At 37.8% G+C, this 23087-nt stretch carries 17 protein-coding genes; 8 read left to right on the top strand and 9 right to left on the bottom strand.

Annotated features, from left to right (window positions below; all coding sequences use genetic code 11):
• Nucleotides 1–5: 5 nt before the first annotated feature.
• Nucleotides 6–2531 carry a preprotein translocase subunit SecA gene (secA, locus tag WD055_04210; GenBank protein MEX0849409.1) on the top strand — a complete coding sequence of 842 codons (2526 nt, stop codon included), beginning with the start codon at nucleotides 6–8 and terminating at the stop codon, nucleotides 2529–2531.
• 736 nt (nucleotides 2532–3267) lie between these two features.
• On the opposite strand, the gene WD055_04205 is transcribed toward secA, so the two are convergent.
• Nucleotides 3268–3951 carry a hypothetical protein gene (locus tag WD055_04205; GenBank protein MEX0849408.1) on the bottom strand — a complete coding sequence of 228 codons (684 nt, stop codon included), beginning with the start codon at nucleotides 3949–3951 and terminating at the stop codon, nucleotides 3268–3270.
• Between the two features lie 288 nt (nucleotides 3952–4239).
• On the opposite strand from WD055_04205, the gene WD055_04200 reads away from it, so the two are divergent.
• Nucleotides 4240–6801, top strand: coding sequence for a hypothetical protein (locus tag WD055_04200; protein ID MEX0849407.1), 2562 nt, complete (start codon nucleotides 4240–4242; stop codon nucleotides 6799–6801).
• On the opposite strand, the gene galE is transcribed toward WD055_04200, so the two are convergent.
• From galE to WD055_04185, 3 genes are all read right to left on the bottom strand, one after another.
• On the bottom strand, nucleotides 6798–7805 hold the full coding sequence (gene galE / locus WD055_04195; protein ID MEX0849406.1) for a UDP-glucose 4-epimerase GalE: 1008 nt from the start codon (nucleotides 7803–7805) through the stop codon (nucleotides 6798–6800). The genes WD055_04200 and galE overlap by 4 nt on opposite strands.
• Before the next feature lie 85 nt (nucleotides 7806–7890).
• Entirely contained in the window at nucleotides 7891–8499 is a 609-nt protein-coding gene (locus tag WD055_04190) for a hypothetical protein (GenBank protein ID MEX0849405.1), read from the bottom strand.
• 130 nt (nucleotides 8500–8629) lie between these two features.
• The gene (locus WD055_04185; GenBank protein MEX0849404.1) at nucleotides 8630–10276 is read right to left on the bottom strand and encodes a hypothetical protein; all 1647 of its coding nucleotides are present in this window, start codon (nucleotides 10274–10276) and stop codon (nucleotides 8630–8632) included.
• 130 nt (nucleotides 10277–10406) lie between these two features.
• Here WD055_04185 and hisS point away from each other — a divergent pair, with 130 nt between their 5' ends.
• Entirely contained in the window at nucleotides 10407–11660 is a 1254-nt protein-coding gene (gene hisS, locus WD055_04180) for a histidine--tRNA ligase (GenBank protein MEX0849403.1), read from the top strand.
• A gap of 172 nt (nucleotides 11661–11832) precedes the next feature.
• Nucleotides 11833–12024 carry a DUF5674 family protein gene (locus tag WD055_04175; protein MEX0849402.1) on the top strand — a complete coding sequence of 64 codons (192 nt, stop codon included), beginning with the start codon at nucleotides 11833–11835 and terminating at the stop codon, nucleotides 12022–12024.
• Nucleotides 12025–12046: 22 nt separating this feature from the next.
• Here WD055_04175 and WD055_04170 read toward each other — a convergent pair whose 3' ends face one another.
• Nucleotides 12047–12721, bottom strand: a complete 675-nt coding sequence (locus tag WD055_04170; GenBank protein MEX0849401.1) for a phosphatidate cytidylyltransferase — start codon at nucleotides 12719–12721, stop codon at nucleotides 12047–12049.
• 96 nt (nucleotides 12722–12817) lie between these two features.
• Here WD055_04170 and WD055_04165 point away from each other — a divergent pair, with 96 nt between their 5' ends.
• The gene (locus WD055_04165) at nucleotides 12818–13759 is read left to right on the top strand and encodes a hypothetical protein (protein MEX0849400.1); all 942 of its coding nucleotides are present in this window, start codon (nucleotides 12818–12820) and stop codon (nucleotides 13757–13759) included.
• Nucleotides 13760–14244: 485 nt separating this feature from the next.
• On the opposite strand, the gene WD055_04160 is transcribed toward WD055_04165, so the two are convergent.
• Entirely contained in the window at nucleotides 14245–14499 is a 255-nt protein-coding gene (locus WD055_04160; GenBank protein ID MEX0849399.1) for a hypothetical protein, read from the bottom strand.
• Nucleotides 14500–15927, bottom strand: a complete 1428-nt coding sequence (gene atpD, locus WD055_04155; GenBank protein ID MEX0849398.1) for a F0F1 ATP synthase subunit beta — start codon at nucleotides 15925–15927, stop codon at nucleotides 14500–14502. It abuts the gene before it with no gap.
• 190 nt (nucleotides 15928–16117) lie between these two features.
• Here atpD and WD055_04150 point away from each other — a divergent pair, with 190 nt between their 5' ends.
• The 3 genes from WD055_04150 (at nucleotide 16118) to WD055_04140 (ending at nucleotide 19493) form a co-directional block, all read left to right on the top strand.
• Nucleotides 16118–16963, top strand: coding sequence for an ankyrin repeat domain-containing protein (locus tag WD055_04150; GenBank protein ID MEX0849397.1), 846 nt, complete (start codon nucleotides 16118–16120; stop codon nucleotides 16961–16963).
• Nucleotides 16947–17687 (top strand): ankyrin repeat domain-containing protein, encoded by a 741-nt coding sequence (locus tag WD055_04145; protein MEX0849396.1) that lies wholly within the window; start codon nucleotides 16947–16949, stop codon nucleotides 17685–17687. The genes WD055_04150 and WD055_04145 overlap by 17 nt, the downstream gene beginning before the upstream one ends.
• 171 nt (nucleotides 17688–17858) lie before the next feature.
• Nucleotides 17859–19493, top strand: coding sequence for a hypothetical protein (locus WD055_04140; protein MEX0849395.1), 1635 nt, complete (start codon nucleotides 17859–17861; stop codon nucleotides 19491–19493).
• Nucleotides 19494–19549: 56 nt separating this feature from the next.
• On the opposite strand, the gene WD055_04135 is transcribed toward WD055_04140, so the two are convergent.
• Together WD055_04135 and lon are read right to left on the bottom strand one after the other, a co-directional pair.
• The gene (locus WD055_04135) at nucleotides 19550–20659 is read right to left on the bottom strand and encodes a carbohydrate kinase family protein (GenBank protein MEX0849394.1); all 1110 of its coding nucleotides are present in this window, start codon (nucleotides 20657–20659) and stop codon (nucleotides 19550–19552) included.
• On the bottom strand, nucleotides 20656–23016 hold the full coding sequence (gene lon / locus WD055_04130) for an endopeptidase La (GenBank protein ID MEX0849393.1): 2361 nt from the start codon (nucleotides 23014–23016) through the stop codon (nucleotides 20656–20658). Before lon ends, WD055_04135 begins: the two co-directional genes overlap by 4 nt.
• Nucleotides 23017–23087 lie beyond the last annotated feature (71 nt).

The following is a 23087-nucleotide window of genomic DNA, read 5'->3' as shown; positions in this document are numbered from 1 at the left end:
TTTCAATGATTGGAAAAATATTAGCTACTATTATGGGGACCAATAATGCGCGTCAATTGCGTAAATTGCAACCTATCGTGAAACAAATTAACAGTTTAGAACCTGAAGTCAGCGCATTAAGCGATGAACAGTTGGCTGCAAAAACCAATGAGTTTCGTAAGCGCTTTCAAAACAGTGAAACATTAGATCAATTATTGCCGGAAGCATTTGCTGTCGTGCGTGAAGCATCAAAACGTGTTTTGGGTCAACGTCATTACGATGTTCAACTTTTGGGTGGCATTGTTTTGCATCAAGGTAAAATCGCTGAAATGAAAACCGGTGAGGGTAAAACATTAACTGCAACATTGCCATTGTATTTGAATGCATTGAGTGGCAAAGGTGCTCATTTGGTTACTGTTAACGATTATTTAGCAACACGTGATGCAGATTGGATGAGGCCTGTTTATGAGTTTCTTGGTTTAACTGTTGCATCTTTACAAAATCAGATGGGAGATGTTGAGCGTAAAAAAGCATATGAATCAGACATTTTATATGCAACCAATAATGAATTAGGTTTTGACTACTTACGCGATAATATGAAATTTAGATTATCTGATTATGTTCAGCGTGAGCTAAATTATGCAATTGTTGATGAAGTTGATTCTATTTTAATTGATGAAGCGCGAACTCCCTTGATTATTTCCGGTTCTTCCGATGAGGTTGGACAACTTTATCAAGCAGCAGACACTGCAGTGCGTCGTCTAAAACGAGATGAAGATTATGAGGTTGACGAAAAAGAACGCAATGTGCAATTGGGTGAGTCCGGTGTTGATAAAATTGAAAAACTTTTTAAGATTGAAAATCTTTATGCGATTGAAAATTTGGGTCTGTTACATCATATAAATCAAGCGTTAAAAGCGAATGTGCTTTTCAAACGTGATGTTGAATATGTAGTAAAAGATGGTGAAGTATTAATTGTTGATGAATTTACCGGACGTATTTTACCCGGCAGACGTTATAGCGACGGTTTGCATCAAGCAATTGAGGCAAAAGAGGGCGTGACGATTGAAAAAGAAACACAAACTCTTGCATCTATTACATTGCAAAATTATTTTAGATTATACAATAAGTTAGCTGGTATGACCGGTACTGCGGTTACCGAATCAGAAGAATTTTATAAGATTTATAAACTTGATGTTCTTGCTATTCCAACCAATAAACCGTTAGTGCGTAAAGATGAAAATGATCTGATTTTCCTGAATAAAGATGCAAAAGCAAACATGATTGTGCAAGATATTCAAGAACGCTATAAAAAAGGTCAACCGGTATTGATCGGTACCGTGGCAATTGAAACATCCGAAGAATTAAGTAAAGCTCTCAAAAAACACAATGTTCCGCATGAAGTATTGAATGCAAAGCAACATTTGCGTGAAGCTGAAATTGTAGCACATGCGGGTGAACCGGGACGTATTACTATTGCAACCAATATGGCAGGGCGTGGTACTGATATCAAGTTAACCCCTGAGTCATTAGAGGCTGGCGGTCTTTATATTTTGGGTACTGAACGTCATGAAAGTCGTCGTATTGATAATCAATTGCGTGGACGTGCCGGACGTCAAGGTGATGTAGGTGAATCTCGTTTTTATATTTCATTGGAAGATGATTTAATTCGTCGTTTTGCCGGTGATACACTCAAAACAAATATGGAACGTTTTGGAATGGATGCAGATGAAGTTATCGAATCTAAATTTGTTTCCAGAACTATTGAAAATGCACAAGAAAAAGTTGAAAAACAAAACTTTGAAGTGCGTAAGCATTTACTTGAATATGATGATGTCCTCAATCAACAACGTACGGTTATTTATGATTACCGACGTGATATTTTAGATGGTGATGAACATGTTTATGAATTAGTTCGTGACATGATCACTAAAACAGTCCAAGATGTGGTTGAGCGCTTTGCTCCTAAACGGAACATGTCAAAAGATCAAGTTGAACAAGTGTTTATATTCTTGAGCAGATTGACGGGGCTGAAAACGGAAGATTTCTTTGGTGCTGGTATTGATCAAAGTAATAGTGATATTGCCAAAAAAGATATTATCAATTTCTTGCTTGAAAAATATGCGTTATTCCGAACACAACAAAACAGTGAAATGATTCAAGAGGCAGAAAAATGGTTAATGCTTGAAACTATTGATAAAGCATGGAAACAACATATGTATAATCTTGATCACCTCAAAGAGGGAATAGGGTTACGTGGTTGGGGCCAAAAAAATCCGCTTATTGAATATAAACGTGAAGCATTTGCGATGTTTAAAGACATGATGGAACATGTTCGATTTGATATTGTGCATCATATTTTTCATCTTAATCTTGAACGTTTCAATCAAGTTGAACTTGAACGTAAACGTGAGCGTGAACTTGAACAACTTAATATGGTCGGCGGTGATGATTCTGCACAACCAACTCAACGTATTGTTGAAAAGGTTGGACGCAATGAACCGTGCTCATGTGGTTCGGGGAGAAAATATAAAAAATGTTGCGGTAAATAAGGGGCTTATGCCCCTTTGACCCCTATTTGTTGTTTCATGATTTTATTTTTTCTCTTTTTTTAGATTTACTTTATTTTTTTATTACTTTCTTTTTGCATAGTAAACTTTGGCCCAAAGGTATCCTTGCCGATACCTCTGGACTCCAGGCACCAAGGCTATGCCTTTGGAATCCCTCATCGCGTATAAAATCGGCTGCCATTTGCTTCTTTTGATTGTAAATTATGCGATAACGAAGTGAGTTTCTTGATTTGCATTATCATTCAGCAACGGTATGTAAGGGCAAATGTGGCCTACAGGCCACCGCTCTCTCTAAGAGCTTGTGCCTGCATATACGCTAAAGGTACAACAAATTTACATTTTATGAATCCTTTAGCGGTTACGTGAAGCCAAAGATCGATTTTGTTCATCAAAGCTCAAAGAGCGAGGATGAATAAAATCGAGTGTGGGCTGAAAGTCAATTTGAGCTGCGCGAAAATGACGGCTTTAGCCGCGACGAATGGATTCTTAAGGCGAAGCCTAAGTGCCCGGATTCTTAAGGGGTTGGCCCGTCTTCGTTAAAACTACGCCGGGCACGGCAAAAACCTTCGAGGACTTCATCCTGAGTGCTCAACGTAGTTGAGTGTATCGAAGGGCCTTAAGGACGAATGTGATCTTGAAAATAAAAAAACTAAATAGACGCGCCAAAAGCTAAAGATGTAAATTTAGGGCGATCCGCCGAGGATGAGTAAAATATAATTTACTCCACCGCAGGCACCTTACATGACTCACATGATACGCCATCTTCGACTTCACCTTTTAATGAAGCATCATCATCATTTTCAGTCTGAACAGCTTCAGGGTGCAATTTTCGCTTATATTCAGATTCTTTTCTTAATTGTCGGCTCATTGTTTCTTGTATTTTTTGTGTTAAATCATCAATAAGGTTCAAAATGACCTGGTATTGATTTGTAATAGTAGTTAGGGCCTTAGTGTTAGTACTTTCGGCTTCGATTTCATGAGGTTCTTTTTTTAGGGTAAATTTATATACCGGTTTATAATCACCTGGTAAATCACGATTAAGCAGATCTGTCATGAGTAGATATTTATTTTCCGGTCCGCGTGGGCCGCAACGGGTTTGTTTGACAACTAATAATGCATGCCATCTTGTGTCAGGTAGGAATTGTTTATAGATAACGAAAGTTGGGACATAGTGACCGCCAAATGAAACTTCTTCGCCAGGTGTAATCGTATGTGCTTTTGTTTCATCTTCAAGATATTCTTCCGGGCAGAATATCATACTTTTTACATCTTTATTTTCGTTTTTAATTTCGACTATTTTATAAGTATTTTCAGTGTTATTGCTTATGGTATTCAAACATGCATGCATAATGTTACTTATTGCAAGTAAGCAAGCGAGACTAAGTGATATTCTTTTCTTCATAGTTTTCCCTAATTTTTAAAAATTGAACTTTTATCTTAATTTTATAATACTTGATTTAAAACTCAGTTTGCAATAAAAAATTTAGATATTATGATTTTTTATTATAAAGTATCTTGTTTATTAATTTGTTTTTTTATTATAAAAACCTTTTTCCTGTCCGCAAATATTCATTTTATTGGCTTTGAATCAGATCCACATCTATTGACAGGTTGAAATAAATTGTGCGTATAATGGTATTGAATACGTTAGAAGTAAAACAGCTGGCCATTTATTAGGGATACTAGGGAAATGAAAAATTTAGGTATAAGAATCAATTTATTTGTGTATTGCTTATTGTTTTTGAGCAATAGCGTTAGCTTTGCAGCCTTTACTCGAGCTTCTCGTTTGGCAGGTCCTGCAGCGCGTGCTGTCCGCTCAGTTACTCGTCCAACATTGCCATTACCGGGGGCTCAACCGGCGCGCATAAGGTACCCACAAACATTAAGAGTTCCATCAGTGCAACCACCTCTTTCAGGTCAATCAATACCTGGTAGATTACCAACTTCAGTCCCAACACAACGAATATCAATTTTACCTACACAATCAACGGTTACACCGTCTGTACCTCCTGTGCGTGTATCAAGAGTTGCTGCTCCAAAAAGAGAGATGCCCAAATTGACCTCTCAACAAAGATTGCAAAATGAACTTGCGCAAAAAGAGGCTGAATTAGCGCAAGCGAGAGAAGCTATGCGACTTCGGACAGAAGGAACAGCAACTCAGCGGATTTGGCAGGGTTTAAAAAATGCATTTGCTGAAAGTGCTTATGAACAGGTTAGACGCCTTGAGGCTGAAGTTAGTCGATTAAAACAAGAATTGACTCCATTTGTTAAGCAACAGGCAGAGATTCAGGCAGCGCAGAGAGCGCAGTATCTTCGCCAGTTGCCTGAGCAAATAAGACAAGAATTGCAAAAGTTGCTTGAATTAGCAAAAGATGAAATGAAGTTAGAAGAAATATTGTATGAAAATGCGCCAAAATCGCAATTGAATAATGCCTTACAAAAAGTATATGCAAATTTTCAACAGGCATTTCAGGGTTTATACAATCGATATAAAACAGATGATCCTATAACAAAAAGCATGTTTGTTGAAGTATGGAAAAAAATAAAAGGGCCTGATCAGGCAAAGATTTTGGGTGAAATTGCACAAGGTCGGCGTCAAATTACTGATGCAGTAAAGTCTGAGGTTAAAAAAGCGGCTGAGTTACCATCAAAGCAAGTTCCATCGCAAATGGTGCCCCGTTCACCATATGTTGTTGCACCGCGCCCGGCACAAACCGGTTTGCCGCGTTTTATTCCGCGTGGTCCCCGTGAACAAATTCAGCAACAAACATTCAGAGCATTAGAGCGTGCGCAAGTGCCAAAATCTGCACGCCCGGCAGAAAGAGCACGATTATATCAAAATATTGCTCGTAACTTAATTGAACAAGCACAAACGGGGGCTATACCTCGCTCGGTGACGCAACAATTTGTGCGTCAGCAGCAACCAAGACTTTTATTGCCTGCAAGAGCGGGTCAAGTTGTGCAACCAAGACCGTTGCCACCTCAACTTCCTCAAGTAATGCCAAAAAAAATAGTTGCGATGCCTGCGCGTAGAGTGACTGCAGCAATTGAGTTGCCACAGTCGCAATTAGTACAACAAACGCCGAGAATGGTAGATGTTTTTTCAGTTGGGACTCCGACTGATCAACTGTTTGTTGATGAGATTATGCAAGGGAAACAAGAACCTTTTATGTTGGTTCAATCTGTTCCGGCGCAGCTACAACAACCGGCACAAGTTTCTATTCAGACTAAAAACCGACAAGGTTTGATTGATACATTGATTATCGATCCGGCACAAGTTGCGCCTGAGATTCGTGAGTTTATTAAACCATTATTGCAAGATGAGCCGATTCAGATGGCATTTTATAGCCCAAAAAAATCTATCTTGCAATTTCTTGAATCGTCAGATGGAAATCCATTGCAACAGTTATCTAATGCATTGAATGATAGGCAAACGGTAGGGGTCACATTAAAGTCGCAACCCATTGCAGAACCTGCCGGAATTGAAACAGTTGTGCAACGGCCAATGATTACATTACCTGAAATTTCAGAGCAAATTCCGACGCCAATGCGAACAGCCGGTATTTTACCTGTTGGCATTGCTCGCCCACAAAGGGTTGCGCCTATAGCACCACAAAGAGTTGAGCGTAGCGTTTGGCAACCACCAACTTCTATAGCAGAGGTGATACCATCTACTGGTATTGCTCGCCCACAAAAAGTTATGCCTATAGTACCACAAAGAGTGCAACGAGATCGTTGGACATTGCCGGCTGCAGCAAGACAGACAGCGCAACAACGTGGTATTGCAACAACTACGATAGCTTCGGATGTTGCACAACCGCCGATACAAAAAGAGCCGGTTGCGTTGTCAAAAGAAGCTGCTCAAGGAGGAAAACCTATTGTGCCGCCAAAGCCTATAGCACCAATGCAAGAAGTTCCTTTGTCTCCAAAAGTTACGCAACCAGTGGAGCAAAAAATTGAGCCACTGGCAAAGCCGGTTAATCCATTGATTGCTTTATTGCAACAAGTCAGACAAATGTTAGCGCAAAATCGTGAGATTCCAACCGCAATAATTGGCATTTTAGAGCTGGATTTAAAAGGTTTGGCTCGTATGTTACGTGCTTACAATGATCAGTTGCGAATCATCTCTAATGTAATTCCAAAAATGGAACAAAATGGTCGTGAGCAAAGTTTATACACAAGTAATCAAACACTCGAGCGCATTAAGGCTGATATACTTCAAACAATTGATGCTATACTTAGTCGCCTTTAAACATGTGTTTGCAATATCTGTTTACGATGGTTTTGGTGTGTCATGTATTCATTTGCTGAATGCAGGATGTACTTAATATCTGAGTAATGAGGATACCAGTTTAAAATACGTTTTGCTTTGAGTGCATTTGCAACTAAAATTGCCGGATCGCCTGCTCTTCGTTTGTCGTATACGATATGTAGAGAGGTTTTGAATGTTTTTTGTGCTATATCAAGCAGTTCTTTAATAGAAACTCCTCGTCCGGTTCCTAAGTTAAAATAATCAGATGGATTGTTATGCATAAGATGTTCAAGAGCTAAAGAGTGAGCATGTGCAATATCTTTAACATGTAAAAAATCGCGAATGCATGTTCCGTCAGGTGTTTCATAATCGGTACCGAATATTTTGAATGGTGTGCGCTGTTTGAGTGCTTGCAAAAGTAGTGGGATTATATGTGTTTCAGGTTCATGTTGTTCACCCAAATTGTGATCAGGATCACCGCCTGCTGCATTAAAGTAGCGCAAACTTACATATTGCATATTATATGCTTGATTATAATCTTGTAATATTTGTTCCACCATATATTTGCTTGCACCATAGGGTGTTATAGGATTTTTTGTATGTTGTTCATCTATGGGCGTATATTGGGGATTGCCATATAATGCGCAACTTGAGGAGAAAATAAACTGTTTTATATTGTGTTCGAGCATAATTTGTAATAATTTGCAGGTCTTAATAACATTGTTTTCATAGTAATGACGGGGGTCTTTGATTGATGCATTAACTTCAATATATGCCGCAAAATGCATAACAGCTTGTACGTTGTACTGAGAAAAAATATGACGTAATGTAGCTTCATTTGCAAAATCATCATGAATACATGTAGCCCATCCAAAGGAAGCAGATTGTTTGTATATCAATGTGTCTATAATAATGACATGAAATCCTTGTTGTGCCATTAACCATGCCGTGTGTGACCCTATATAACCTGCACCCCCAGTGATAAGAATAGCTTTTTGCCGCATATAACTTCCTTACAATACAATTTTTTGTATAACATACCATTCCAATATGTATTACGCAAAAAATCTGTATGTGGCAAAAATAATGTTATCTTTGAATGAGTTGTTCCAGTTGTTCTTTGATTGCTTGTAGTTGATCAAACTGTGTTCCTACACTATCGATTGTTGCGCTCGCGCTTTCTGTATCATTAAGCCCTAAATAAACTTGTACTTGTCCGATATCACTATTTAATTTGTTGGTTGCATCAATTACTTGCAATGCTAAACGAATAACCTCATTTGATGCAGACTGTGCTTCGCTTACAGATGCATGCTGTTGTCTTAGTTGATTATTTTGTTGTTGTAATTGCTGAATTTGATTTCGCAACTGTTCGTTTTGTTGTTGCAGAGTAATTACACGAGGATGTACGGGAACCGCTCTTGTTGGTGGAGCAGATCTGCTTGGTTGTGGTGCTGTAGGGCGTAGACGTAATGATTCTAGTTGTTGGATTCTTAATCTTTTACCCATACCACGAAATCCACCGGTGTTGAGTTCATTTAATATTTCATCTGCACGTTGCTCATTGTAGTTACCAGGATTGCTGGGATTATAAATCCCAATTTGGTTAAATTCTGTTCTTAGTTGATTTGCTCTGCCGGGAGAGATCGCCTCTATGTGAGCATAAAATAGTATAAGAAATAGTATTATTTTTTTCATAACAACCTCCAATATGATCCATTTTTTTAAGTTCTAGACTTATTTTAGCAAAAAGGTTTGGTAATTCTCAATGAAAAAGAGCCGGGAACAGTCCCGACTCTTTTTTGATATACGAAAAATATGAGGTTCGTTAGAAAATCAAGGCAACTTTTGCCCATGCGCCCCATCGGTCAAGTCCTGTGTTGTCAGCGCTAAATTCATAACTGCCACCAAGACCAATTAATGTGCGTACTTCACAAATATCTATGCTATAACCAACTGCGCCATAAAAACGATTACTTAGCATACAAGGAGCTTCAGCTGATGAGAAATCAATATCATCTTCAGTAATGATGTTTTCCGCATAGTTTGCGATTGTTTGATCATTTTCGCCGTTGAAGTTATTGCCAATGGTTTGTACGCTGTTAGTGTCGCCACAACCGGTTAATGCTTTAAGTGCCGGGCCATCAATAGGTGTATAGGTCCCATCAGCTTGACGTTCGGTTTTAATGCCAACCAGTTCTTCCCAAGGGCATGCAAGTTTTACGCATTCGCCGTCACGTGTGAAGAAGTTATAACCACCTTCTAAAGTCCAATCTTTTAGATCAAGTGCAAATGCAGTGTTATATGTACGTTGGAAACGTGGGCGCACTTTAACTTCTTGTGTGAAGACATTGATACCTGGCGTGCCCAATAAAAGTCCGGCTTGTTGGTCAGCAGGATCAGCACTTGCGCATAAGTCAGCAGCTTCTTGTGCTTGTGCTTCGTTTGTATACACTTGCATGTAGCGGCTCCAAGGTTTACATTTCAGGTCGAATGAACGACATTGTCTGTTTTCAAAGAAGTAACGGCTATCAATTGCAAGTTCATACCATAAAGTGCGATCTTTACATTCATCTTTCCAAATTTGAATACCAAAACTACTTCCAAAATGGAATGCAGTATTGTGATTCCAGCCGATGATCGGTTCAAAAACTTTACGTCCATTGACTTTGTTGCCTGTTGGAACTAACACGCCGGCATATGAATGCATATGTGCTTGTTCGCGGCCCCAGCCATAACCCAATTGAATATCAAGTTCACTCACACCGACTTTAGTTGTATCACAATCATCATCGATGCGTCCTGCATTCCATGAGCATTGTTTAAATGCTTGGGCAACATTTGCAGGAGTATCAGGAGTAAGCGGACCACCGCCATTGTTGACAACTCGTTCTTGTAGGTTCATGGTATTTTTTACGTAGTAGACCGGTAAGGTGAGATCAAGAAAGAAACCTTTGTTTCTGTCTTCACATCCAAAGTGAGTGCGGTAGTTCAAACCTAAGCCGGCAAAAGTTTGCTCAGGACTTAAACAAAAGACAGATTCAAATGTTTCGTCAGCTTGTGTGTAGATTCCTAAGTTTGCAGCAATAATGTCAGGATTGCTTGCAGCATCAGATGAAACGGTTAGTACTCGTTTGCATGATGGACCAAAGTATTGTGCTAAACGATCAGATTTAAGGGTTTTGCCGCCAAATGGAACAGCTTGGAACATACTGCCATTATTAACATGCATTTCTTGCATTTCTTTGCGAACTAATGCAAGTTTCGCTGGTGATGCAGCCTCAAAAAATGGACGAACAGATAAAAAAGATTTTGCTGTAACTTGGCATTCACATGAATCGGCACTGCTACAGTCAAAACATTTATGTGCATCCTCGCATGACAGTTTTCCATCACTTGGAGTGCTACATTTTGCATCAATAAATGGTGCCGAACTTAGCATGCTGATGCACAGCAGGTATAAAAATTTCTTCATAAAAAAACTCCTTTTTGGGTTACTACTATAGGTATGTTTTTATCAGGTTTGCAAACTAAGTCAATTAATTTGAAATATGGTATACTTTTTGATAACTGCAAATTGATACTCATAAACTTAAGGTTTGTATATGATTCAACGTATAAAGGGCACACAAGATTGGCTTGATTTAAAATTGTTTAATTTTGTGCTCGATCAAATAAAAAAACATCTCACTTTTTATAATTTTACTGAAATTAAAACACCAATTTTGGAGCCAACAGAACTGTTTAAACGTTCGCTTGGTGTTGCAACTGATGTTGTCAGTAAAGAAATGTTTATCATTAAAACAGAAAAAAATGATGATGTAATGTGTCTTCGTCCTGAAGCAACAGCATCGACCGTGCGCGCGTTTATTGAAAATAGTGTCGTTGATGTGCCATGGAAAGTGTTTTCTTGGGGGTCAATGTTCCGTTATGAGCGGCCACAAAAAGGACGTTATCGTGAGTTTCATCAGATTAATATTGAAAATATTGGCGCATCTTCAATTGGTAACGATGCAGAACTGATAAAAATGCTTGATCGGTTTTTTCATGAAAAATTGAAATTGGAAAATTATGCATTGATGGTGAATTTTTTAGGTTCGTTCCAAGATCGTGCAAATTATAAAAACATTTTAAAAACATTTCTTGAATCAGATGCATGTGCTGGAATTTGCGAGACCTGTAAAGAGCGCAAAGATGCAAATACCTTGCGTGTATTTGATTGTAAAAATCCTGAGTGTCAAAAGTTGTATGAAAATGCTCCAAAGATGGTCGATCATTTATCAGTCGAAAGTCAAAAAGAATGGCAAGAGTTACAGCAACAGCTAGAATTACTTTCAGTCTCATTTATTATCAATCCAAAATTGGTACGTGGCTTGGATTATTACAACAAAACAGTATTTGAATTTTCAAGTAACGATCTTGGTGCTCAAAACACTTTTTGTGCCGGTGGTAGATATGATGCATTGGTTAAAGAACTTGGTGCAAAACAAGATCAACCTGCACTTGGTGCTGCAATTGGCATTGAGCGTTTATTGTTATTGTTAGAGCCAAATCAAGATAGATTGCCTATTGCCCAATCGTCAAAATTAACCGTAATTATACCGGTTGCAGAAGAACAAAGAATGCTTGCAATGTTAATTGCTGATGAATTGCATGCGCAAGAGTTGTGTGCTCAGGTTATGCTTGATGGCGGGAAAGTTAAAAAAATGATGCAAAAAGCGAATAAAATGGGTGCAACTTATGCGGTCATTGTCGGTGAAGATGAGCAGCATAATCATGAGGTTACGCTTAAAAATATGACAAGTGGCGCTGAGGATAGGGTAAAACAGGTTGATTTAGTTAATATATTGAAAGGATGAGGGTATTATATGATTGTTGAAGAACTGAAAACAATGTCAAAAAAATGTTTGAAGATTTAGTGAAAGCTGTTGTTGGTATTGAAAAACAGGTAATGGTTGTGGATGCTGATATGCATGCAGATCAGGAGTTTTTTTACCTGAAAACGAATCTAAACAAGAACATTTATGGGGCATTAATTTATTTCCAGATCATTATGGAACTGACGAGTTTATTGTATTCGATTCTATGATTAATTTAAGACCATCTGCTGGCAATAGAAGTAGAAATGTTGAAGATCCTGTAATACAAGAAAAAATAAAAAAAATTGTAGCAAATCTAAAGCCCGTTTACGGATTTTTTAGGTTAGGAAATAAGATTGGGTAAATACCGATTGGGTGATTGTTTGTTAACAGGTGATACTTGGAAAATAAGCCAATAACCAATCGCGAAAAAGATAAAAGAAAAATACGGTAAACATGATGCCGTCAAAGCGGTCTAAAAAACCACCATGTCCCGGTAAAATAGATCCTGAATTTTTTACATGTGCGCGTCGTTTGAGCCATGATTCAAATAGATCACCAATAAGTGAAGTTAAGCATACAATAAAGGTGAAAAGCATGATAAACCATAATGGTTTTGCATCACCAAGTTCCCACAACGCTAGCCATAAGCCTCCGCATGCAAAAAGATAGCCGCCGAAAAAACCTTCCCATGTTTTTCCCGGACTGATCATGCTTGCAATGTGACGTTTGCCAAATAGATTTCCAATTAAGTATGAGCCGGTGTCATGTGCTGATACTAAAATGAATAAAATAAAGAGTAGTGGACGATAGCATGAATGATTCATCCATAAAATTAATAAAAAGGGTAGTATAGGATAAAAAGGCATCACGAACCAAAACAGTGCTGTTTTTGGATCAAATAATCGAGTCCATTCAAATGCAATGATTTGTGCGAGTATTGCTATGATAACAATTGAGAAGCACCAAGGAGGTAGATAAATAAATGAAATCCAAAACAGTGCACCGAGTATAATGCCCGTAATAGTTCTCTTTGCGAGATTTTTGAATTTGTTGTGCATCTGAAATTCCTTGTTTTTTTGTGTATCTTCTTTAGTATAACCACAGTGTTTGTTGTTTACTATACTGTTTTTTTAAAATAACCAAAAGTGATAAAAATGCATCAATTATTAAGATTAGTTTCGTTTTTGATCTGTGTCCAAACTATATTTTGTGTAGATTCATTGTTGTTAACTCAAGATGGTAGAATTTCAAAACCGCTACAAATATTAATGCGGCAAACCGGTTTGGGTGTATGTGAACAGCTGGAGAGTTCCGTTCTTTTAACGCAAAAGCATTGGTTACGAAAACCGGGAGTTGAACGTGAAGCGTTAATTGATACTGCTGAAATGCATAAAAAAAGAAAGCAGTTGTTAAAATGTGTTGAATCGCTTGGAATGATAAAAGAAATTACACCACAAAAAATCGCCTACACGCATATGCTTATTATGGGAAATTATAATAAAGATGAAATGCGTACACGTTTATTATATGCAAAGCAATTATCCGAAGTCGGTCTTGGTGCAACTTATATTTCTATTTTGGCGGGATCACAGCTCATTGAAGATCATACGCAGTTGAATGGCATTAAAGTAAAGAAAACTGAACTGCAGATGATTGGCGATCTTTTACATGAACTGGAATTGGATACATTGTGGCAGATGCCATCCGGTTTTAGAGAAGTATTAAAAAAAGAATTTGTCGGTAGATTATATGATTTTAATTCAAACGTTTCATTTATTTCTGTACCACCAAAAATAGATTGTTTGGGTTCAATACAACGTCCAACCACACAAGATACATTACGTATGTGGTTGTATTTTAGTCCTAAACCGGGTAATTGTTTACTTGTTTCAAATCAACCGTTTGTGCGTTATCAAACTGCAGTTGCACGTGCAGTCTGTGCGCAAGGATTATGCCATGATTATGGTTATCGTTTTGAAGGTGCCGGGCCGGAAGCTAAAGCTTTACCTGTATGTGCTTATCTTGATACTATTGCACGGCAGTTGCATAATGAAAAAATAATGTATGAACGTGTAAAGAGACAAGCGAGGTTGTAAGTTTTTTAATTCTTTTTTATTTATTTCGAGATCGTTAGTTTTTCTTTTTTTTTAAATTATTTGTTGTCCTCGCCGGACAGGCCCAAAGGTTGTTTTGCCACAACCTCTGGACTCCAGGCACGAAGGCTTTGCCTTTCGAAACCTTTCGTCGCGGATAAAAACGTTCTCATTCACTACGTTCATTCTCACTGTCGGCCCGCGCTTTCGCAAAAGCTCAATCTTAGGCTTCCATATCCGCTAAAGGATATATTGAACATGCTTGATATCCAAAATGGATGATTGCCTTGTTTTTTTTAAGTTACTTTATATCAATACTGTGAACATTTTTAATGTTTTTGAATTTTACTTTATAATACTTTTTAAATAATGCACATCATTGACCAAGACTTTATTAAATGTAATAAAAAAAAGGACGACAAGTCATTTTAAAAAAGTAAAACTAACGATCTTGAAATAAAAAACAAAAAAAGGATTTAAAAAGGAATCTATTCCTTTTTTGCCACTTCCTGTATAACAACAGTAGCTGTTTCACGAGTTATTTCGGCAATACCTTTGGGCACAAAAACAGACTCTTGTTTGCCATTTTTTAAACGAAAAACTATTTCATCATTTTGTTTAAGTATAAGCAATGTTGGAGCATGTCCTTTTTGAATTACAAAATTACCAACGTCAGTATTAAGTTCAAGCCATGCAATCTCATAAGACATAGTGCGTAATGGAGTTATGACTTCAAGATTCATTTATTGAACCTCAGCTTTGAGTCTATCCGCTTTTTCTTTTGCTTCTTTTAAATCTCCAACCATATAAAATGCTTGCTCAGGCCAGTCATCACATTTGCCATCAATAATCTTTGCAAAATCATCTATTGCAACTTCAACCGGAACATATCGTCCGGGCAGACCACTTGCAAATTCAGCAACAAATAATGGTTGTGTTAAAAACTTCTGAATTTTTTTTGCGCGATTAACAATTAATTTATCTTCCGGTGATAATTCTTCCATACCCAGGATAGCAATGATATCTTGGAGCTCTTTGTATCGCTGTAAGATCTCTTGAATGTTGCGTGCAACGCGATAATGTTTTTCTCCAACAATGTCAGGTTGCAGTCCTTTAGAGCTTGATTGTAATGGGTCAATTGCAGGATACAGGCCAAGTTCTACCAACTTACGAGATAAAACCGTGCTTGCATCTAAATGTGCAAAAACAGCTGCAGGGGCCGGGTCGGTAATGTCATCAGCAGGAACATATACCGCTTGGATTGATGTTATTGAACCGTTTATTGTGTTGGTAATACGTTCTTGAAATTCACCCATTTCGGTCGCTAATGTTGGTTGATAACCAACAGCGGATGGTAAACGGCCAAGCAGGGTGGAAACTTCTGCGCCGGCTTGTACAAATCTAAAGATGTTGTCGATGAATAAAAGTACATCTTTTTTTTCTTTATCACGAAAATATTCAGCCATGGTCAAACCGGTTAATCCAACGCGTAAACGTGCGCCGGGCAGTTCACCCATTTGGCCAAAGACTAATGCTGTTTTGTCCAGTACGCCGGTCCGCTTCATTTCCAACCACAGTTCGTTCCCTTCACGGGTTCGTTCACCAATCCCGGTGAATACTGAAACGCCACCATGTTCAGTTGCAATGTTACGAATGAACTCTTGCACTAAAATTGTTTTTCCCACACCGGCGCCACCAAAAAGACCAATTTTGAAACCTTTAACATAGGGCACCATGATATCAATAACTTTAATGCCGGTTTCTTGCACTTGATCAGAGATTTTTTGCTCTATAAGTGCGGGAGTCTCGCGATAGATAGACCATTTTTTATCGGTTTTCAGTGGTGGTTTGTCATCAATTGTTTTGCCTAGAACATTAAAAATACGCCCCAGTACTTGATTGCCGACCGGAACTTCGATTGGGTGTCCGGTGTCGATAACTTCCATTCCACGAGAGATGTTATGAATATTTTCAATTGCAATGCAACGGACGATGCCGTCACCTAATTGTTGTTCAACTTCAATGCTGGCTTGACGATTATGTTTTGGGAAATTTATAATGAGCTCATTGTGAATGTTTGGCGTATGTTCGTGATCGAATTGTACATCAATGATAGTTCCACTTACACGCAAAACAGTACCTTGATGAGTTTGGGATTTTGAATTTGACATTTTGATACTCTTGATCAAGGGATTTAAGTTTTATTATTTATACTTTTAATCTTAAAAAAATACCGGTTGTTTGTAAACAGTAACATCTGTCTGTACTATATTTTATATATTTTAAAATTGCCTTTATCTTAAGTTTATGAAAAAATAGATGATATGTCTGTTTTATCTTTATAGAGTCTAGGAATCTGCAATGAAAAAATATTTTATAGCAAGTTTACTCCCAATTTTTAGTTTATATAGTGTCGATGGTCCGGTGCGTAAAAAAAGAGCTCCTGCATATGAGCGCAAACAACAAAAAAGGGTGAGAGACCAACAAGAACAACAAAGGAAGAATCAGCTTGCGCTTATGAAATATACGCATACTGATATTAATAAAAATATGCCGCTGATTAGAGGACTTTTTGAGTTTGGAAATAATACTGATCCAAATATTGGGATGTTAAATGAAAAACAAAGGAAAGAGTTTGGCGGTTCCCCTTTGCATAATGCAGCTCGCGCAGGAAATCTTGAAGTTGTACAATTATTACTTGGTAAAGGCGCGATTGTAATACAAGCATTACCAACAAAGCGGAACAAAAAAAACAACAACTATGAATATAATACGCCATTGCATGAAGCTGTCAGAGGTCATCAAAAAGACGGTGATTATCTTGCTGTAATCAAGGCTTTACGTGATGCCGGTGCAAATGTTAATTGTGGTGGAGTACGTAACAAATACATTCCCTTGACCCCTTTAATGGTTTGTGTTTTGCAAATAAAACCAAGTATGGAAGTTTTAGAAGAACTGCTTTCATTTGAAAGTATTGATCTTAATAGACAGTCAAAGGATAAAGGGCAAACAGCATTGCATATTGCAGTGGTAAAAGATTACACTAAAATTATTCACCGATTGATCGATGAGGGAGCTGACTCAACTGTTCAAGATAAATTCCACAGAACAGCTAAAGATTTGATTGAAAAAAGAAAATTAGATATACAAAATAAAACATCAAAAAAAAGAGATAAAGATAGGAAAAAACGTGGAAAAAAGGTTTAATAACTTTATTCATATTTTAATAGCATTGTTTTCAACTTGTTTACATGCAGCAGATGAATGCTTGATAAAGGCAGATAAAGAGCTGCACTTACTCGCACGGTGCAGGGAGGCAAAATCAACATTGTTGCCCCCTGAGATTGAAGCATTACTTAAAGAGGGTGTTGATCCAAATATGCCCAATGCGCGTGTATGCAGAAAGAAATTTTTAGGTAGTCCATTGTGTGAAGCTGCATATTTTGGTAATGCGAAGTTGGCTAATTTGCTTTTGCAATACGCAGCTCGTCCTAATTTAATATTCAAGACCGAAAAACACTGGAAAACTCCTATACATTTAGCCGCACGTGCACGATGTAAAAATGGGCGATATGGCCAGGTTGTGCATGCTTTATTAGCTTGCAAAGCGAATTTGAATGCGGGAGGGACAAGGAGGCTGAGGTATACTCCTTTACAATTAGCCTTAATGCAAAAGCAGATGCATAAAAAGCATAGAAAAACTATAATTGATCTACTGTCTTCCGGGTCGGCTGAGTTGAATAAAGCTGTAGGACGGAATAAAACTACAGCATTGCATATTGCCGTTAGATTAAATGATGTTCAATCAGTTAAGCTGTTACTTGCAAAAGAAGCTGATCGCGAGATTAAAAATGCAGCAGGCAAAACGGCAGAGGATTTAGCTATAGATTCGAACAATATTCATCTCGCTACCGCAGTGGTTTTTAGTTAATTGTTGGCTGTCTTTTAAGCTATAAACAGAAAAACTCTTCTATTCGCATTCCGGGTAAATTTCAATCTGAAATACATATTTGACAATATGTAATAAATAAGTATATTATTAGAGATATAAGATATGCTATAAAAAGTTATGATTGATATCCATTGTATGGAGGAAATGGGGATGAATTTCAAAAAAATACAAAAAATTACGTTATTTGTCGTTTTGATAGGTGTTTCAATGCCGGCTCAAGCTTTTTGGGGGCAAGAAACTCTCTCAAGATGGACAGCTAATGTGATTTCATATGTACAAGATCTGTATGGTCAGCCGGCTGACCATAAAACAGCTTTAACGGTGGGTGGTACTACTGCCGCTGTAATAGCAGCTGTTTTAGCTTATAATTATTGGCCAAAGAAAGATGAAGAGTCTGCTGTTCCTGCTATAATAGCACGAAGGGCATCAGTTACTTCGCCAGCGATTCAACCGGCTTTATTAGATGAACCGGTAAGCGATTCCGATTCGGAAACAGAAGAGGAGAGCTTTCAAGATACTGGTGTAGGTGCATTCACTCCCAAAGAAGAAGAATTCTTGCAAGGACAAGTTGATGAAATTCCTGCAGCAGCTCAACCGGGTACGCGTAGAGTTTCTGCTCAAATACCTGTACCGGCGGCAGCTGAAGTTAAAGTTGAAGATGTTCAAGAAGCTATAAACATTGATGCTTTAAAAGCACAAGTTGCTCAATATAGCTTTACTCAGGAGCAACAAGAATCTGTTGTGGTTGGTGCATATGTACAATATGTATTAACTCATCAAGCAGAATGGCAATCGGTTGTTGAACGTTTAAATCAGTCTCCAAACAGAAAAATATTTGTTCGTGATTTAATTTGGTATTGGGACGCTCTAGCGCGTATGCGTAATCAGAGATTTACTGAAGGTACATACCAAATTTTTGATCCATCGGGTAACGTATTTGATTTTATTAAAAATACGCCGGGAGCGTATTCACGTATTTCATCACATTTTACAGCATATTCAACATATAATAAAATGAAAAAAGAGCATTATGGTCTGAATATTGATGGGCTTCCGAATGGAATGACGACATTACTTTTTGGTACATTAACTTCAGATAAACAGCGTTTCTTTGTAAAACCGGAAAGTCATGGCATTGAAGATGTAACTCAGGCAGCTGCACATGGTGTGAGTTTTGCTCAAGCACAAGCGCGTAAATTTGCAGATGTTCGTTTACCGCAGGGTCTGAGATCTACAGCAGAATATTATGTTGGCGGTTATGATGATCAATCTAATTGGCGCAAAGAACGTATTCCAAGTGTAATTACACAGAAGTTTAATGCATTAGTTAAAAGATACGTATGTGATGACCTTGCCAAGCAGGAAGATTTAATTAAGCAAGGAGCTGCTTTTGGTATTTCACGTATAGCGCAACTTATACATGATAATACTCTGTTTTTTGATCAGGCTGATAAAGATGTCACAGCGTTGCAAAGTATGCTTTATGGTTATGATAATTTAACGTTACGTTTTGGTCGTGAAATTATTATAGATACCTCAGATAATGCTGAAAAACGTGCACAAATTAATAATCGCATTGCAGAATTGTTGCAACAAAAACGAGCTCAAGATACAAATTCACTAAGATGGTTGTTTGCTCGTGGCTCTGAAGCTGATTTGAACAATGCTTTGAGTCATTCATGGTTTAGTAACTTAAAAGATGCTTCAGCATTTAAAAATCTTTTTGATAATGTGCAAGATGCTCAACAAGTATTTAAGTATCTTTATGAGCATAAGTTGCTATAACATATATACAGATATACAGAATTTGGAAAAAAGTCGGTTTTTATAGCCGACTTTTTTTATACATTTAAATCAAATTCTTGAAAAGAATCTTTGTCGACATGTTCAAAGCGTTTTTCCAGTTCATGATTGGTAAGCAGCCCGCTTTTTGCATCCAAATGGCTGATTACTGATGATGCATTGATAATGCCATAAAGCATGGCCTCTTTAATGTTTGCACCTTCAATATATTTGGCAACAAAGCATGAACCGAATGCATCACCTGCACCAAGTGTGTTGACGATTTTTGTTGGCAAGCTCGGATGAAATATAATGCCATCTTGTGTTGCAACATATACTCCTTCGGCGCCATTGGTTACCACCACAATTTTTGGCCCGCGAGAAAGAACTTGTTCAAAAAAAAGGCGAATATCAAAGTAGACCGTTTGATATGAAATTGGTGCTTGTAAGAGTTCAGGTAACGTTTCATCACGTTGAGTGACTTTTGTATTTAATATTTTTTGATGTAACTCGATGTCTTGTTCAATCATTGAAAGCATAAAACTACATGCCTCATCACTATTTAAGATAAAAATATCAATGTTAGGCAATGATTCATACATTGTTTGTGTGCCTGAAGTTAATTGACTTGTGCCCGGATTTGTAGCAACCAAACCGCTATGCATTTTTGCCAAGCGTGTAATTGGTAATAACATATGAGCCGAATCGCCTGAAAGTGATGTGATATAGACATTGCCAAATTGTTTAATTACTTGTGGGATTTCACTTTCATGCAGATGTGCATTTGCACCTCTATAAGATAAGACGGTACGGTCACCACTTTTTGATGGGAATATAAACGAATGTCCGGTTATATATTCATCAGACTGTTTGATGTATTGTGTATTGATACCTATATCTGCGAGACGTTGCATAATGAATTCAGAAGGTTTATCATCACCAACTTTAAAAAATGTAGTGACATCAAAATCTAATTTCTTAAATGAAACAGCGCTATTGGTTGCACCGCCACCGGTGTGAAAGTGCAATGTGTTGGCATCTATTTTAGATCCTTCCTCAAACAAGAGGAAGGATCTTTGTTCATAAGATGTTGCAAAGTTAAGTTCTGAGGTGTGCTTGGTTTGTATAAATATATCAGTCGTTGCACCGCCAATAGTTATTATTTTCATGCAGCTCGTGGAACCTTCTCATTTATATTCAACAATACGGTGCTTAATACTTCATTTGCATGGCGGACCCAAATAACGTCAATGTCTTGTGCAATATCTTCGATACCGACAAGGTCATTTTTGTTTTGATAGGGTAAAATAACACGTGAAACTTTATTGCGCTTTGCAGCCAATATTTTTTCTTTCACGCCGCCAATTGGCATGATGTCACCACACAAATTCAGCTCGCCGGTCATTGCACAATTAGCGTCAATGAATCGGTTAGTGAGTACGGATAAAATTGAAGTGAGCATAGTAATGCCTGCAGAAGGGCCATCTTTTGGCACTGCACCGGCAGGGACATGAATATGTAAATCGTAATCGGTAAATATCTTTTTATCGATATCGAATTCACTAGCATGCACACGTGCATAGGTCATAGCCGCTTGTGCTGATTCTTTCATCACATTGCCTAGCTGACCGGTTAACATCAATTTACCTTTTCCCGGCATCAATACAGCTTCAATTTTGAGCATTTCTCCGCCATACATTGTCCATGCAAGTCCATTGGTGATACCAACTTGATTTACACGACAAATGTCGTCATCAAGGAATATACGTGGCCCCAAGTAGGTATCTACGTTTGTACAATCGACTAATGGTATAGTTTTGTTTTCAACAAACGAACGAGTCAGTTTTGAACATAATTTACGTATGGTACGCTCTAATTGACGAACGCCGGATTCACGGGTGTAGTTTTGTGTAATATGCTCGATAATCTTGTCATCCAGTTTTATATCTTTATCTGCAAGTCCTGTATCTTCAATTGCTTTTCGAACTAAATGACGTTGTGCAATGTTTACTTTTTCGGGCAAGGTGTATCCGGAAAGTTCAATAATTTCCATACGATCACGTAAAGGAGCGGAAATGGTATCGATTGAGTTTGCGGTTGCGATAAACATAATGTTTGATAAATCAAATGGAATGCCTAGATAGTTATCATAAAATGTTTTATTTTGTTGTGGATCAAGCACTTCAAGCATAGCTGCTGAAGGATCTCCGCGAAAATCTGCACCAATTTTATCAAGTTCATCAATTATTATAACCGGATTCATCGATTTTGATTTACGTAATGCTTGTATAAAGCGTCCCGGCATTGCACCAACATAGGTGCGCCTGTGCCCACGAATTTCAGCTTCATCACGAACGCCACCTAATGAAATCCGCATGTAATTTTTATTTAAACTGCGTGCAATTGATTTGCCAAGCGATGTTTTGCCGGTACCGGGAGGACCAACAAAGCATAAAATAGGTGCATAGCCATCTTTCTTTAAGTTACGTATCGATATGAAGTCTAATATTCTATCTTTGATTTCTTTTAGTCCAAAGTGATCCTCATCCAGCACTTTTTTTGCATGTTCAAGATCTAAATTGTCCTCGGTACATGTGTTCCATGGTAATGCAAAAATCCATTCCAAATAGGTGCGAATAACTGCTGCTTCCATCGAATCGGGTGCTGTGCGTTCAAGTCGATTAACTTGACGTTTTACTTCAGATTTAACCTCTTCAGATGCTTTTAGCTGTGCCAATTTCATGTGCATTGCATCTATTTCTTCAGCATCATCTTCGCCGAGCTCTTCTTTTATTGCACGAAGTTGTTCACGCAGATAAAACTCTTTCTGTGATTTATTCATAGATTCGCGTGCGTTATTGCGTACACGTTCTTGAATTTCTGCTGCTTCAAGTTCATTTTCCAGTTGCAGATAAATGCCTTCTAGAAAGTTAGACAACTGTTCTTGTTCAAGCAAATGTTGCGCATCTTCAACTTTTAAGTTGAGATGAGATAATACAAAGTCAGCAATTTTTTCCGGGTCATTCATTTTTGATAGAATGATATGAAAATCCGGACTGAATCCTTGACCGGTAGAGGCCATTTTTTCGGTGAGCATTTTTATGTTTTTAACATGTGCGTCGATAATATGATCACTATCATGAACCATTGAGACCGATTCTACTTGTGCATGCAGGCCATCATCTTCGGTCATTAAATCTTGTGCTTGCGCTTTGCAAATACCTTGTACCAGTATTTTTATGCCACCCTCAGGAAGTTTTATGAGTCGCATTATTGATGCAATGGTGCCAGTTTGATAAAGGTCATCGGTGCCGATGGCCGCTTGATTATCAACCTGTTTTTTTGAAGCTAACAAGAATACCATTTTGGATTCATTCATTGTTTGATTAATGCCTTTGATGATTTTTTCATCAAGGACTAATAGTGGAACAATCATTTGAGGAAATACAACAACATCCATTGTTGGAATTACTGGGAGTATTTCCGGAATTGTTTCACGTATTTTCTGGTTTAAGACTGTTTTCATCACACTCCCCCTATTTTCAATTAGCGCCCTGTTGTTTTTCAGGTGCTTAGCCATAGTGGCTTTTTTTATCC

It is taken from the genome of Candidatus Dependentiae bacterium, assembly GCA_040878395.1.
Classification (GTDB): domain Bacteria; phylum Babelota; class Babeliae; order Babelales; family Vermiphilaceae; genus JAKBEL01.
Note: the sequence above shows the minus strand (reverse complement) of the source record. Positions and strands in the feature narration are given on the sequence as shown.